General features: G+C 67.5%; 17 protein-coding genes. 7 read left to right on the top strand and 10 right to left on the bottom strand.

What is annotated here, in order from left to right; all coding sequences use genetic code 11:
- The first annotated feature begins 122 nt into the window (after positions 1-122).
- The gene (locus tag QRT08_RS12590) at positions 123-1,286 is read left to right on the top strand and encodes an acyl-CoA dehydrogenase family protein (RefSeq protein ID WP_286046318.1); all 1,164 of its coding nucleotides are present in this window, start codon (positions 123-125) and stop codon (positions 1,284-1,286) included.
- A 163-nt stretch (positions 1,287-1,449) separates the two neighbouring features.
- Positions 1,450-2,097: a DUF6517 family protein gene (locus QRT08_RS12585; protein WP_286046317.1), complete on the top strand. Its 648-nt coding sequence runs from the start codon at positions 1,450-1,452 to the stop codon at positions 2,095-2,097.
- A gap of 42 nt (positions 2,098-2,139) precedes the next feature.
- Here the strand turns inward: QRT08_RS12585 and QRT08_RS12580 are convergent, their stop codons facing one another.
- The 4 genes from QRT08_RS12580 to QRT08_RS12565 form a co-directional block, all read right to left on the bottom strand.
- Positions 2,140-2,502, bottom strand: a complete 363-nt coding sequence (locus QRT08_RS12580) for a DCC1-like thiol-disulfide oxidoreductase family protein (RefSeq protein ID WP_286046316.1) — start codon at positions 2,500-2,502, stop codon at positions 2,140-2,142.
- A complete protein-coding gene (locus QRT08_RS12575) occupies positions 2,496-2,621 on the bottom strand; it encodes a hypothetical protein (RefSeq protein ID WP_286046315.1) in 126 nt (41 codons plus the stop codon). Before QRT08_RS12575 ends, QRT08_RS12580 begins: the two co-directional genes overlap by 7 nt.
- Positions 2,622-2,807: 186 nt before the next feature.
- Complete coding sequence (locus QRT08_RS12570) at positions 2,808-2,972, bottom strand: DUF6757 family protein (RefSeq protein ID WP_286046314.1); 165 nt, start codon at positions 2,970-2,972, stop codon at positions 2,808-2,810.
- A 37-nt stretch (positions 2,973-3,009) separates the two neighbouring features.
- Positions 3,010-3,789, bottom strand: a complete 780-nt coding sequence (locus tag QRT08_RS12565; RefSeq protein WP_286046313.1) for a PHP domain-containing protein — start codon at positions 3,787-3,789, stop codon at positions 3,010-3,012.
- A gap of 110 nt (positions 3,790-3,899) precedes the next feature.
- Here QRT08_RS12565 and QRT08_RS12560 point away from each other — a divergent pair, with 110 nt between their 5' ends.
- Complete coding sequence (locus QRT08_RS12560; protein WP_286046312.1) at positions 3,900-4,184, top strand: DUF5789 family protein; 285 nt, start codon at positions 3,900-3,902, stop codon at positions 4,182-4,184.
- On the opposite strand, the gene QRT08_RS12555 is transcribed toward QRT08_RS12560, so the two are convergent.
- Entirely contained in the window at positions 4,181-5,182 is a 1,002-nt protein-coding gene (locus QRT08_RS12555) for a DUF5784 family protein (RefSeq protein WP_286046311.1), read from the bottom strand. The two genes, QRT08_RS12560 and QRT08_RS12555, sit on opposite strands and share 4 nt — an antisense overlap.
- A 104-nt stretch (positions 5,183-5,286) precedes the next feature.
- On the opposite strand from QRT08_RS12555, the gene QRT08_RS12550 reads away from it, so the two are divergent.
- Positions 5,287-5,460, top strand: a complete 174-nt coding sequence (locus QRT08_RS12550) for a DUF5786 family protein (RefSeq protein ID WP_286046310.1) — start codon at positions 5,287-5,289, stop codon at positions 5,458-5,460.
- Here QRT08_RS12550 and QRT08_RS12545 read toward each other — a convergent pair.
- From QRT08_RS12545 to QRT08_RS12535, 3 genes are all read right to left on the bottom strand, one after another.
- Positions 5,457-6,149, bottom strand: coding sequence for a DUF7530 family protein (locus QRT08_RS12545; protein ID WP_286046309.1), 693 nt, complete (start codon positions 6,147-6,149; stop codon positions 5,457-5,459). The two genes, QRT08_RS12550 and QRT08_RS12545, sit on opposite strands and share 4 nt — an antisense overlap.
- Complete coding sequence (locus tag QRT08_RS12540; RefSeq protein ID WP_286046308.1) at positions 6,150-7,034, bottom strand: NAD(P)H-binding protein; 885 nt, start codon at positions 7,032-7,034, stop codon at positions 6,150-6,152.
- Between the two features lie 61 nt (positions 7,035-7,095).
- A complete protein-coding gene (locus QRT08_RS12535) occupies positions 7,096-7,947 on the bottom strand; it encodes a YkgJ family cysteine cluster protein (RefSeq protein ID WP_286046307.1) in 852 nt (283 codons plus the stop codon).
- Positions 7,948-7,958: 11 nt separating this feature from the next.
- Here QRT08_RS12535 and QRT08_RS12530 point away from each other — a divergent pair, with 11 nt between their 5' ends.
- The 3 genes from QRT08_RS12530 to nasA all read left to right on the top strand — a co-directional run bounded on the left by QRT08_RS12530 (position 7,959) and on the right by nasA (position 10,675).
- Positions 7,959-8,126, top strand: a complete 168-nt coding sequence (locus QRT08_RS12530; RefSeq protein ID WP_286046306.1) for a hypothetical protein — start codon at positions 7,959-7,961, stop codon at positions 8,124-8,126.
- 25 nt (positions 8,127-8,151) lie between these two features.
- Positions 8,152-8,439 (top strand): hypothetical protein, encoded by a 288-nt coding sequence (locus QRT08_RS12525; RefSeq protein ID WP_286046305.1) that lies wholly within the window; start codon positions 8,152-8,154, stop codon positions 8,437-8,439.
- Between the two features lie 166 nt (positions 8,440-8,605).
- The gene (gene nasA, locus QRT08_RS12520; RefSeq protein WP_286046304.1) at positions 8,606-10,675 is read left to right on the top strand and encodes an assimilatory nitrate reductase NasA; all 2,070 of its coding nucleotides are present in this window, start codon (positions 8,606-8,608) and stop codon (positions 10,673-10,675) included.
- Here the strand turns inward: nasA and QRT08_RS19030 are convergent.
- The gene (locus QRT08_RS19030) at positions 10,672-10,803 is read right to left on the bottom strand and encodes a DUF7317 family protein (RefSeq protein WP_483299958.1); all 132 of its coding nucleotides are present in this window, start codon (positions 10,801-10,803) and stop codon (positions 10,672-10,674) included. The genes nasA and QRT08_RS19030 overlap by 4 nt on opposite strands.
- Before the next feature lie 143 nt (positions 10,804-10,946).
- Complete coding sequence (locus tag QRT08_RS12515) at positions 10,947-12,269, bottom strand: MFS transporter (RefSeq protein ID WP_369684841.1); 1,323 nt, start codon at positions 12,267-12,269, stop codon at positions 10,947-10,949.
- Positions 12,270-12,765: the final 496 nt, after the last annotated feature.

Raw genomic sequence — 12,765 nt, 5'->3', positions numbered from 1 at the left:
CTCTCCGGTAGACTCGTCTCTCTCGTCTTCCACCGGTTTCCCTTTGCGTGCTCGAAACGACCACCGTTGGCCGATCCACCGGGGATGGGAGCGCTTTTGGGGGTCGGGGTCGACCCACACGCATGCTCGATTACGTGGAACTGGAGGCCGACCTCGCGCGCGAGGAGCGGATGATCCGCGATACGGCCCGCGAGTTCGTCGACGACCGCATCAGACCCGAGATCGGCCAGCACTTCGAGGAGGGGACCTTCCCCGAGGGGCTGATGGCCGAGATGGGCGAACTGGGCTTTTTCGCCCCCAACCTCGAGGGCTACGGCCTCCCGGGGGTGAGCGAGACCGCCTACGGCCTGTTGATGCAGGAACTCGAGGCCGGCGACTCGGGGATCCGCTCGGCCGCGAGCGTCCAGGGGGCGCTGGTGATGTACCCCATCCACGCCTTCGGGAGCGACGAGCAGAAGGAGGAGTGGCTCCCGAAACTCGGCGAGGGCGAGGCGATCGGCTGCTTTGGCCTCACCGAACCCGAACACGGTTCGGATCCGGCGAGCATGGAGACCCGGGCGGAGAAGGACGGAGAGGAGTACGTCCTCTCGGGGTCGAAGACGTGGATCACCAACTCGCCGGTCGCGGACGTGGCGGTCGTCTGGGCGCGCGACGTCTCTGCGGAGGGCTCGCCCGTCCGGGGCTTTCTGGTCGAGACCGACCGCGACGGCGTCAGCACGAACAAGATCGACGAGAAGCTCTCGATGCGCGCCTCCATCACCGGCGAGATCGGCCTCTCGGACGTCCGAATCCCCGAGGAGAACGTTCTTCCGAACGTATCGGGCATGAAGGGTCCCCTCTCCTGTCTCACGCAGGCGCGCTACGGCATCGCGTGGGGCGCGGTCGGCGCGGCCCGGGACTGCTTCGAGACCGCCCGCGAGTACGCGAGCGACCGCGAGCAGTTCGGCAAGCCCATCGGGAGCTTCCAGATCCAACAGGAGAAACTCGCGGAGATGGCCACCCAGATCACGACGAGCCAACTGCTCGTCCATCGGCTGGCCGACCTCAAAGAACGCGGCGACCTCCGCCCCCAGCACGTCTCGATGGCGAAACGGAACAACGTCCGGATGGCCCGCGATCAGGCGCGGGTCGCGAGGGAGATGCTCGGGGGCAACGGGATCACGACCGACTACTCGCCGATGCGCCACATGGCGAACATGGAGACGGTCTACACCTACGAGGGCACCCACGACATCCACACCCTCATCCTGGGCCAGGATCTGACGGGAATCGCCGCGTTCGAGTGAACGACGGCAGTTCGAGGTCGCGCGCGAATCGTACGCCCCCGGCAACCGACCCACCCTCACGTGCGATTCTCTCCGGTCGTTCGTTCGACGCGGAACGGCCGGCCTGAAACACCATTCCAAAAACATAAAAATATATATGTTTAGGGAGAGGGTATTAAAAGACATGAAGATGACACGACGCGCGTTCGGCGGGCTCGTAGCGGGAACGGCCGCCGCCACTGCCGGCTGCATGGAGGCCGCGACCGGCGATGGCCCGCTGACCTTCGAGGCGACCGAAATCCGCGCGAGTGAGACCGCGGTGGAGGACACCGGCTACGACCATCGGACCACCGAGACGGTGCCGTTTACGAAGGAGTTCGAAGTGGGCGGTGTCTCCCGCGAGGTCAGAGCCGACACCGTCGTCTCGAAGTACGACAAAGCGATCGACATGGGTCCACTCGGCTCCCAGCGTAGCGCCCTGTTCGTCGTCGCTTCGACGCCGAAGGCCGAGGTCGGCGGTCGGACGTTCAATCCGATCGAGGACATGGACAACCGGGAGCTCGCCGAGGAGTTCCAATCACGGTACGGCGAGGTGACGATCCGCGACGAGATCAGTACGGAGGTCATCAGCGTCCTCGACGAGGACGTCGATCTCTCGACGTTCGAGGCCGAAACGGAACTGGAGGGCCAGCCCATCGACGTCCGTCTCCACCTCGGCGTCGCCGAAACCGACGACGATCTGGTGGTGTTGCTCGGCGGCCATCCACGGCGGATCACGGACGAGGAAGCGAATATCGTGACGCTGGCCGAATCGGTCGAACCGATCGACTGACGCGGTACGTCTCCGCTGATCGCGATCGCCCGCGAGGCGACGCTATCCCCGGACGACCCGTCCCCACAGCGCCCGGCGGTCGGCGAGCGTTCGATAGAGCGGCTCCCTGAGGCGTTCGTGGCCCGGGAGCAGTCGAAAGAGCTTGATCGCGGTGCGTTCGCGTGGCCCGAGGCGCGCGAGGATCTCCTCGACGGCGTGGCCACACGAGAAGACGGCGTCGTCCGTCAGCAGGTGGGCACAGCCCTCGTACCCGCGGGGGAGCCGGGCGCGCTGGTCGGGCGTCAGTTCGGAAAAGCCGACGAGTTCGAACACGCCCCTGGAGTCGGCGTACTCGGCACACCACGTACAGAACCCGCAGTCGTCGTCGTAGACGAGCCGCGGCGGGGCGCGAACCGCCACTACCACGGTACGCCCCCGTGCTCGCTCCGTCGGCCGTCTCGTTCGCTCTCTCCGCGGGCTGCGTCGGGGTCGTCTCTTCGGGGACCGGGCGAGCCGAGGCCGTTCGGCGGCAGCGAAAGCGCCATACCCCTGCGGTCGCGGCCGGCCGACATAGACCTGCGGAATCGCGCCGCCGGCCCCTCGACGTTCGTCGCGGGCCGTGGCGCTCGATCCGGCGTTCGACCGGACTCACGAGAAAGTCGAGAGAGGGAGCGAGGACCCGGACCGGCGGGAAGAAGTCGCGCTCGCGGCGGGAGCGTCGTCCGGCCGGGCTAGCGCTCGCGGTCGACGTCGAGGCGTTGTTGTAGCTCGGCGAGTTCCTCGGACTCGGCGAGTTCCTCGAGTCGCTCCTGGAAGTGGTCCTCACAGAGACCGACCCGCACCCCGTCCGACTCCGCGCTGACGGCCGCATCGCGGTCGCAGTAGTGACAGCGCATACCTCTCGTAGGAATCGCACACGGTTGAAGGCTCCGTTTACGACAGCCGCTTTTCGACCGCTCTGTAGGTCGACTCGTCCAATCCGGCGCGTCCCAGCCGGTCGTCGTGGGCGTCGCTGCCCCCCATCGGGAGCAGCCCGTTCTCCTCGATCACCCGGTCTACGAGGTCGGTGTCGACGGGCCGTCCGTAGGGGTACCACCGCTCGACGCAGTCGAGGCGAGCGGTCAGCGAGAGGGCGCGTTCCGGATCGGGGTATCTGAAGGGATGGGCGAGGCCGACGAGCGCACACGACTCGCGCAGCGCCGCGACGCCCCGCTCGAAGTCGGGGATCTCTCGCGGGACGTAACACGGGCCGTTCGCCCCGATCAACTCCGCGAACGCCCTCTCGTAGTCGTACCCCGACTCGGGGTGTTCCGCGATGGCGCGCGCGATGTGTGGCCGGCCCAGGCCCCGGGCGGGTTCGAGGTCGAGTTCGATCCCCAACCGGTCCTCGACCCGGCGGATGATCTCGCCGCCGCGCTCGATCCGGCTGGTCTGGATCCGCTCGACCAGCCCCTCCAGGGCGGGGGTCTCGCGCACGCCGTAGCCCAGCAGGTCGACCGCCCCCTTCGGGGAGTCGACCCGGAGTTCGATCCCCCGGACGAGGGTCACGCCCTCGCGTTCGGTCAGGGGTGCCTCGAGGCCGGGGTGGACCCGGTCGTGATCGGTTATCGCGACGACCTCTACGCCCGCCACACGGGCCGCCGCGGGCACGGAGACGAGCGCCATCGCGCCGTCGGAGGCGGTCGTGTGGACGTGGAGGTCGGCGTACACCATACCTCCCCTACGGTTCCTCGGTCGAAGTCCTTGTGCATTATACGCCTAGAGGAGTCAAAGGTCGTTTATGGACAATCGTTATAATCATCGTTCATCCAGGTAGGGGTACGATGTGTTACACCAGCACCGACGCGCTGTTCGACGACCACAGCTACCCGGCGACGACCCGCGAACTGATCGAGCGCTACGGTGAGCAGACCCTCGAACTGGCCGGCGGCTCGCAGACGGTCGGCGAGGTCCTGAGCGTGGCCGGCGAGGAGACGTTCGAGAGCGCGGAGGAGGCCCGGTACGCGGTCTACGCCGGGATGGGCAGCGAGGCGATCGGCCGCGTCGGCTACACCGACCGGGACCCCGAACCGCCCGGAACCAACGGCCACGTCCCGGTCTCGTTCTAGAACCACTCGACGTCGTCGAGTTCTACCGGGGGCGAACCCTTGCCGTAGGCCTCGATCCGTCCGTCGGGACGGGCCCGAAACACCACCGCGGGGCGGTGGCCGACCGACGGTTTCTCGCCCCGGACCCGCGCCCACTCGTCGTCGCGAAACGACGAACAGTCGACGAAGAGCGTGATCCCGCCGCCGTGTTTCGCGAGTTGGCCCGATGTCTTCGTCCGGGCCGTCTCCTTGACGGCCGCGACCGCCGTGTTCGCCGCCCGCCGCGTCGGCGGCAGGGGCCGGGTCACCTCGACGAGGGTTCCGGTTCCGTCCTTCTCGGCCCGGTAGTCGATCGAGTGGCCGGTCGTCACCTCGATCTCCGGGGTGATCTCGTAGCCCGCCCGTGTGAGGAGGTGGGCGACGGTGAACTCGCTCATCGTCGCGCTCATGCGGACGGGGTCGAGGCGGTCGCTGGTCCCGAGTTTGCTCGCCATGACGTAGCGGTACTCGTCGAGGACGCCCGTGTGGAGCAGCGCCTCGTAGAACCCGCAGGCCTCCTCGCGGGTGGCGTCGGGGAAGCCCGCGGCGTGGTCCCGGAAGAACGCCCGCGTGGTGTCGCGGCCGTCCTTCGAGCAGAACACGGGGAGGAAGAACCACGAGAGGTGGGGGTAGGCGGCGAGCCACGGTTCGGCCTCGTGGAGTTCGGCGAGCAGTTCGCGCTGTGCCCACCGCGCGACGGGGTAGGGGACCTCGTCGAACGTGTACTTCTCGGTGCGCCAGAGCGCCTCCGGCGTCTGGGTGTTGCCGAGCCAGTAGGCCTCCTCGTCGTCCCAGATGAACAGCGCCGTATCGCCGTTGTCCATGTCGAAGCGGCGGGCCTCGTACCCGCCGGGCGGCCGGTACCACGGGGTTGAACAGCGCGCGCCGAGGGCGTCGTCGAGCGGGCGAAACAGGTCTCGATGGAGGCGCTCTACCGACCACGACTGGAGGGAGCGTCGAAAGCGAAGCGGGCGGGCCACACCCCCTCTCAGGGGGCCGGTCCGGTTTAGCGTTCCGACCCACGTCCGTGTGATTATCCGTTACATTGATTATCCGGGGTTTCCAAGGTTGAGTGTGGTTCGCAATGTCAATGGGTGCATACGACGAAGACGAACACGAGCGCCGAGAGAAGAAGAACGCGACCGTCGACACGGACTTCGACGACGACCGCTCCGAGTATAAGGGAACACTCGAGTTCGACTCCGGCGACTCCGCGGAAGCCCTCCTCGATCAGTTCCGGCGAATCAAATCGAGCTAGCGCCTTCTGGCGATCAGGTACGACAGCCCCGAGAACGTCACCACCGCGAGGATATGCCCCGCGAGGGCGGCGAGCAGCGACGGGTGGTCGACGACGAACGGGACGAGAATCACCTGTAGCAGGCCGAACCCGACGTTGAGCCGGTCGACCCGTCCGAGCGTCGACGCCGTTTCGGGATCGACCGGATAGCGGATCGCGCGCCACAGCGAGACGACGCCGACCCACCAGCTCGTCCCGATGCGGTAACAGAGGTCCCAGCACAGAAGCAGCGTGAAGTACACCAGCACCGTCGGCGGCTCGGGACCAAACAGGCCGTTCAACAGCGGCGTCTGCGACTGGCGGGGATCGACCACGAGCAGGTAGGTCACGAGCGCGATGAAGGCGAGAACGCTGAGAACGACCTCGATGCTCGATCCGAACAGCATCTTTCGGTAGGCGGGCGAGACCCGAACCGACCGGACGAGCGTACCCATCCGTAGCATGGCGACGCTGCCGCCCGCGGCGACGACGACCGCGGCCGTCCCCGCGAGGGCGGCCGACCACGCGTCGTAGACCGCCGCGAAGACGAGCACCCCCAGTTCGAAGAGCCCGAACTGGAACGCGACGGCCACCCGATCCGAGAGGTCGATCCCCGGGAGGGCGCTGACGATGCTCTCGTAGGTCCACGTCTCGCCGAACTCCGGGTCCATCTACTCGATCCCGAGCGCGCGCGAGACCGCCGTCTCGAAGGGCGTCAGCTCGATGGGGAGGTGGTCGCGGATCCGGTCGTCGGTGACGACGACGGGGTTCTTCAGCCCCGCCGCGAGCGCGTGGGCGACGTCCCGGTCGACGTCCGTGACGAGACTGACCCAGTACGCAGACAGTCTCGGCGTCAACACGGGGACCGGGATGATGTGGAGGCGCTTTCCGAGCAGTTCCGAGGTGACCTGCAGCATCGACTGGTAGGTCTCCACGTCGGGCCCGCCGATCTCGAACGTCCCGCCCACGGTCTCGGGAACCTCAAGGACGCCCACCAGATAGGCGATCACGTCGTCGATGGCGATAGGCTGGCAGTCGGTGCGGACCCACCGCGGGGTGATCATCACCGGGAGCCGGGCGGCGAGCTGTTCGATCAGCTCGAAGCTCGCGCTCTCGTCGCCGATGATGACCGCCGCCCGAAGCGCCGTCAGGTCGTAGCTCCCCTCCGCGAGGACGTACTCGACCTCCCGGCGCGAGCGCAGGTGCCCCGAGAGTTCGTCGCGCTCGTCGCCCAGCCCGCCGAGGTAGATCACCCGCTCGATCCCGGCGTCGCTGACCGCGTCGCGGACGTTCGCGGCGAGCTTTCTGTCCATCTCCTCGAACTCGCCGCCGCCGCCCATCGAGTGGACGAGGTAGTAGACCGCGTCGATCCCCGAAAGCGCCGGGGGGATCGTCTCGGGTTCGAGGAGGTCGCCCTCGTAGACGTCGACCCCCCGCGGCCCACGGTAGTCGGCGGCGTCGCGGACGAACACCCGGACCTCGTGGCCCGCCGAAAGCAGCGGCTCCACCAGTCGCTCGCCGACGAACCCGGTCGCGCCCGTCACCAGCACGTGCATACCGAAACGTCGGGCGGGCGGTCCTTATACTGTGGGCCGGCCGTCGGAAGCCCCCATCCCGTCACCCGTCCCAGCCGGGCGTTTCCGGCGCGCCGCGTGCCTCCTCGACCTCGCGGGCTGCCGTCGGGTCCGGGTCGTCTCCCGATCTCGCCTCCCACTCGGCGATCGACTCGCCGACCCACGAACTCGTTTCGAGAACCCGCGCTTTGCCCCATTCGTAGGTCTTCGGGTCGTGGTCCGTCGTCCCCGGCGAGGAAGCCAGCGCCCACGCGACGAACTCCGCGCGGTCGGCGTCGGTCGCCCGCCCCGCCCGCAGGCGCTCGATCACGCCACCCAGTTCGTCGGGATCGGGGTGGACGAACACCTTCTGGCCGATCGCCTGCGGGCCCAACAGCAGCCCCGAGAGCCCCTCGGGGACCCCGTCGTCGAGCAGGCGCTCGCCGCCGAAGGCCGCCTCGACGCGCTCGCACTCGGTTTCGACCGCCAGCGCGAGGTTGTGGCCGGGGTACTCCGCACACTCCTCGGGGTAGGTCTCCGAGTCGTGGATCCGACACTGCAGCGTCGTGGGATCGAGGAAGGCACACGTCGGGAGCCACCCGGGCGCGGTATCGAACGGGGAGACGGGTTTGGGCGGCTTTCGTAGCCCGACGAAGAAGGCGGGCTTCCCGTCGACCGCCGCCAGCGTCGTTCCGTCGACGTCGACGTCCGAGTCGCCCTCCCAGAGGCGCGGGGTCATGGCGTCCCCCAGCCCGTTTTCGACCAAGTCCCGGACGTCGTCGCGGGTGAGCGGAACGAGGTTGTAGGCATCGTCGAGCGGCTCGCGGGGGCCACGCCGTTCGTGGTCGCCCTCGACCGGCGAGAGCGCGCGCCAGTCGATACAGCAGCCCGCACAGCCCGCACAGTTCACCTCCATGTGGGGGAGACGTGACAGGGGGCCAAAAACACGCTCCCCTCGGCCGGCCGGTCGGATTCCGGTTCGTGTACGGTCGGGACGCCATCCCGCCGACGACGGACTCCGGCGCGGTCGGGCGCGCTCGCCGCTCGTTCGAGCGCGCGCCCGACGGGGAGGCGGTGGCCTACCTCGACGGTTAAGCCCTCGTCCGCCGTACTGGAAGGTATGCCCGACACGAAACGCGGCCGTGAGCGGAGCGGACGGGGAAAGCGCTACCAGACCCGGATCCGCGAGATCGAGCGGGAACTCGCGGCCCTCCGGGAGGGAGGGCCGACCCTCTCGGAGACGCCGCTGGTCGCGACCTACACGACCGACTTCGAGGGGGAGGACAGGGAACGCGTCGAGTGCTACGGGTTCGAGGAACTGGTCTACGGCGTCGCGCTCTACGACGAGGCGGGCGAGCAGGTCGCCTACGTCCCCCACGACGCGATCGTCGCGATCGAGCCCGCGTAGTTGAGATCCGCCTTCCACTCCGGCGATCCGGAGGTCCTAGGACTTCTAGGACGATCGTACCGTTGAAGGGGTATACTTTTCCGCTGATGTTCCTCTCTATACGAATAGGAACGATGAACATTCGCAGTACTCAGTTAGAACTGGACGATCGGCCAGTGATTGTCGGATGAGCGAGCCGGTTCCGACGACCTGCATGCGGTGTGCGGTCGGCTGTGGCCACCTCCAGCACGGGGCCGACAGGGGATACGGCCTCGCGGGTATCAGCGGCGACCCCGCCCATCCGACGAGCGGGGGGCTGGCCTGCGGGCGCGGCCTACGCGAGACCGCGGAGCCGGACGGCGAGTGGCTCACCCGGCCGCTCGTCAGAAAGGACGGCGAGCTGATGCCGACGAGTTGGGACACTGGCTTGGGAATCGTCGCGGAGCGCCTCGCCGAGGCCCGGGCGCGGAATCCCGACCGGGTCGCCGTGTTGGGAAGCGGCCAGCAGACCAACGAGGCGGCCTACCTGCTGGGAAAGCTCGCTCGCGGGGCGGTCGGTACCCGCCGCTACGACGCCAACACCACGCTGTGTATGGCGAGCGCCGTCACCGCCTACTACGACGCGTTCGGCTCCGACGCCCCGCCGCCGACGTACGACGACATCCCCCACGCCGACGTCCACCTGATCTGGGGGGCCAACCCCGCGGTCGCCCATCCGGTCCTCTTCCGGTGGATCCGGAACGCAGACGGGAGGGTGATCGTGGTCGACCCCGTCGAGAGCGAGAGCGCCGACCACGCCGACGCCCACGTCGCGCCCGAGCCCGGGACGGATCTCGCGCTCGCGCGGGCGGTGCTCGCCCGGCTGATCGAGACCGACCGGATCGATCGGGAGTTCGTCGCCGAACACACCGAGGGCTTCGCGGACCTCGTCGCCGGTCTGCCGACAAAGCGCGAGGCGGCCGCCACAGCCGGTGTCTCGCTCGAAGAGTGTGAAACGCTCGCGGCGGCCTTCGAGGAACGCACGCTCGTCTACTGGGGGATGGGCGTCAACCAGAGCACGCAGGGGACCGACACCGTGGGCGCGTTGATCGACCTGTGTCTCGCCACCGGGAACATGGGCGAGGGCGCGGGCCCGTTCTCGCTGACGGGGCAGGCTAACTCGATGGGGACGCGGGTCTGCTCCTCGAAGGGGACGTGGCCCGGCCACCGCGAGTTCTCCGATCCTGGCCACCGCGAGGTCGTCGCCGAGGCGTGGAACGTCCCCGTCGAGAGGCTGCCCGACGACTCCGGACCGGGACCGGTCGGGATCGCCGAAGCGATGGCCGACAGGGAGGTGGAGCTGTGTTACGCGGTCGCGACCAACCCCGTCGCCGGGCTTCCCGACGCCGCGAGCGCCCGCGAAGCCTTTTCGGACACGTTCCTCGTCGCACAGGACGCCTTCGAGACGGAGACGACGCGACTGGCCGACGTGGTCCTGCCGGCGGCGACGTGGGGCGAATCGGAGGGAACGGCGACGAACATGGAGCGGACGGTCTCGCGGGTGCGCGCCGCGACCGACCTGCCCAGCGGGGTCCGATCCGACCTCGACATCGTGGGTGCGATCGGGCGCGAACTCGCCCCCCAGAGCTTCGACCGGCCGCCGCTCGATCCAGAACGGGTGTTCGAGGAACTCGCCGCGCTCACCCGCGGGACGCCCGCCGACCTCTCGGGGATCAGCTATCCCCGTCTGGAGGCCGAACTCGCGGTCCGGTGGCCCGCCCCCAATGCAACGAGCGCGGGCGGCTATCGCTACCACGAGGACGACGGCTGGAGCTTCGAGACACCCTCGGGGAGAGCGCGTTTCTCGGTCGGCACTCCTCACGGAGTTCCCGAACCCGCCGACGAGGAGTACCCGCTGACGCTGACAACCGCCCGAAACGCCGACGAGTACAACACCGGGGTTCGGACCCGGACAGGCGCGCTGGAGCCGCCGACCGCCAGAGTGCACCCCGACACCCTGAAGGACGCCGAGGAACGCGTTCGTGACGGCCTCGTGGCAGTGCGCTCGCGGCGCGGGACGATCACCGCTCGCGTCGAGGCCGACGACCGGATCCCGGAGGGGATGGTCTGGCTGCCGATCCACCACCCGGCAGTCAACGAACTCACGCTCCCCGAGACCGATCCCCGCTCGGACGAACCGAACTACAAACAGTGTGCGGTCGGCCTGCTCGCTCCCTCGAAGCCCGTCGACCGGCCGGCGGCCGTCGGCGACGACTAGAACCCGAGGCTGCGAGCGCATGCCCGCATCCGCTCGCTCGACACTCCCGCCGCCCGGGCCGCCTGTTCTAACGTAAGGGTTCCACATCCGTACAGCGTCGCCGCTGATACTTGTGACTTCGTCGCCATACGCCCCGTATTATCCCCATATACGTAAACTTACTGTGGCACTAATTCGCTGTATTTCAGATGATTTTCGAGTACGGAAGACGAACGTCCACGATATCGGTCTGCAGATTCGAACCCGCCCGAAATAGGGATCGACGCGCCCTTCAGTCGTCGCCGCTCGCGACGGGAGTAGCGCCTGCGTCCGGCTTCTCGACGAACCAGCCGCCCGTCGTGGCCTGCTCTGCGATATGTGGCTGGAACACCCACGCACACAGCGCCAGGATCGGGAGCATCGTCGCGGCGACGACGGCGTAGCCCAGGTGGAGGTTCGGGAGGAACGCCGCCGAGAACACGAGCGGGTAGATCGATCCGCCCGACGACCCGATCCCGCCGACGATCCCGGTGACGCTCCCCGAACTGTTGGGAAACATCGCCGGGACCTGCGCGAAGATCGCCCCCTCGGCGAACGCACAGCCCAGCCCCACGAGGAATCCGGCGGCGACGGCGACGTAGATGTTGCCGGTCAGGCCGGCGGCGGTCATTCCGACCATGGCGACCGTGACGAAAACGAGCGTCGCGAACGTCCACTGCTCGCGGTAGCGCCCATCGAACCACGGCAGCAGCTCGATCTCATCGCGCGCGATCCGGTCGCTGACGTAGCCGCCGATCGGCCGCAGCAGTCCGGCGGCGACCGAGAACGTCGCCGCGAACGTCGCCGCGATGACGATGTCGCCCTGACCGAACGCCTCGCGGTAGTAGGTGCCCAGCCAGCCGTTCATCGCGAGTTCGAGCCCGAAGGTCATGACGTAGGCGGCCGCGAGGACGACCGCGCCGTAGCGCGTCGCGATGTAGAGCCACTGGTTCAGGCTCGTCCCCTCCCGGGTCGCCCGCCGTTTCGCCTCGCTTTTGGCCGCGTCACCGATGAAGAAGTAGACGACCCCGACGCCGATCGCCAGCACGCCGGTGTAGAAGAACGCGGCCCGCCAGTTCGTCGAGAACAGCGGCCCGGCGTAGTCCTCGCCGAAGATCCGCGGGAGCGTGAAGTACGCACCGAGCCCCGCGCCGGCGTTGCCGACCCCGGCGAAGATCCCCTCGGCGGTCCCGAGGTTCTCCTCCTCGAACCACTCGGCGACGTGCTGGATGCCGATGACGAAGGTGATCCCCGCCAGCGACGCGACGATCCGCGAGGCGGTAAACACCTCGTAGCTCCCCGCGAACGCGCTGACGATCGAGAACGTGCCCACGAGCACCATCGTACAGCCCGCCGTCACCGGCGCGCCGAGACGATCGGTGAGCGGCCCGATAACGATGCGACCGAGCGGGACGGCGATGACGGCCGCGCTCGAGACGATCCCCAATTCGGCCACCGAGAGCCCGAACTCCTCGGCGATCCCGCCGGTAAACGGGGCGAAGGAGAACCAGATCACGAACCCGAGGTTGAACATGACCGTCGCGAGGATCAGGTTCTTCCACTTGCCGTCGATCACGGGGACCCCCTCTCTGACCCGACCGACGCGCCCTCTGTTTTACAAACGTCCACCCATAGTCCAATTATCACTGAATACATACTGAATCTCGGCCTAATCTGGCCATCTATACGTAATAACGCCTTCGATAGTAGTATTAATAAACATGGATCAGTCTTCCCATGAACCGGGTGAGATGGGGTGTGGTATAAGACGTATAAGGACCCGGAACGTCCCGTTGCGGTCCGCCGTCCCGCCACGGAACTCGTTTCGATAGTTCTCTCGAAAAAGGCGACAAAAACGAAAACATCCGGTTATTACCGGTATGTACCCTACGAACACTCGTTTTTCTCGCCGACTCACCTTATATATGCTAAGTCGGATAATGGAAGTAGGGGGACACCGGGTGAGTGGGGAAATGAATAGACACTCTAGTGGACAGCGTTATTAGTGGGATCCAACCAGTAATCAGCGTAAGAATCTCTCAAGGTGATTCACATGGCTGAACTATCGGACA

The organism is Halalkalicoccus sp. NIPERK01 (assembly GCF_030287405.1).
Taxonomy (GTDB): domain Archaea; phylum Halobacteriota; class Halobacteria; order Halobacteriales; family Halalkalicoccaceae; genus Halalkalicoccus.
The sequence above is the reverse complement of the archived record's forward strand: the minus strand, read 5'-3'. Positions and strand labels throughout refer to the sequence as shown.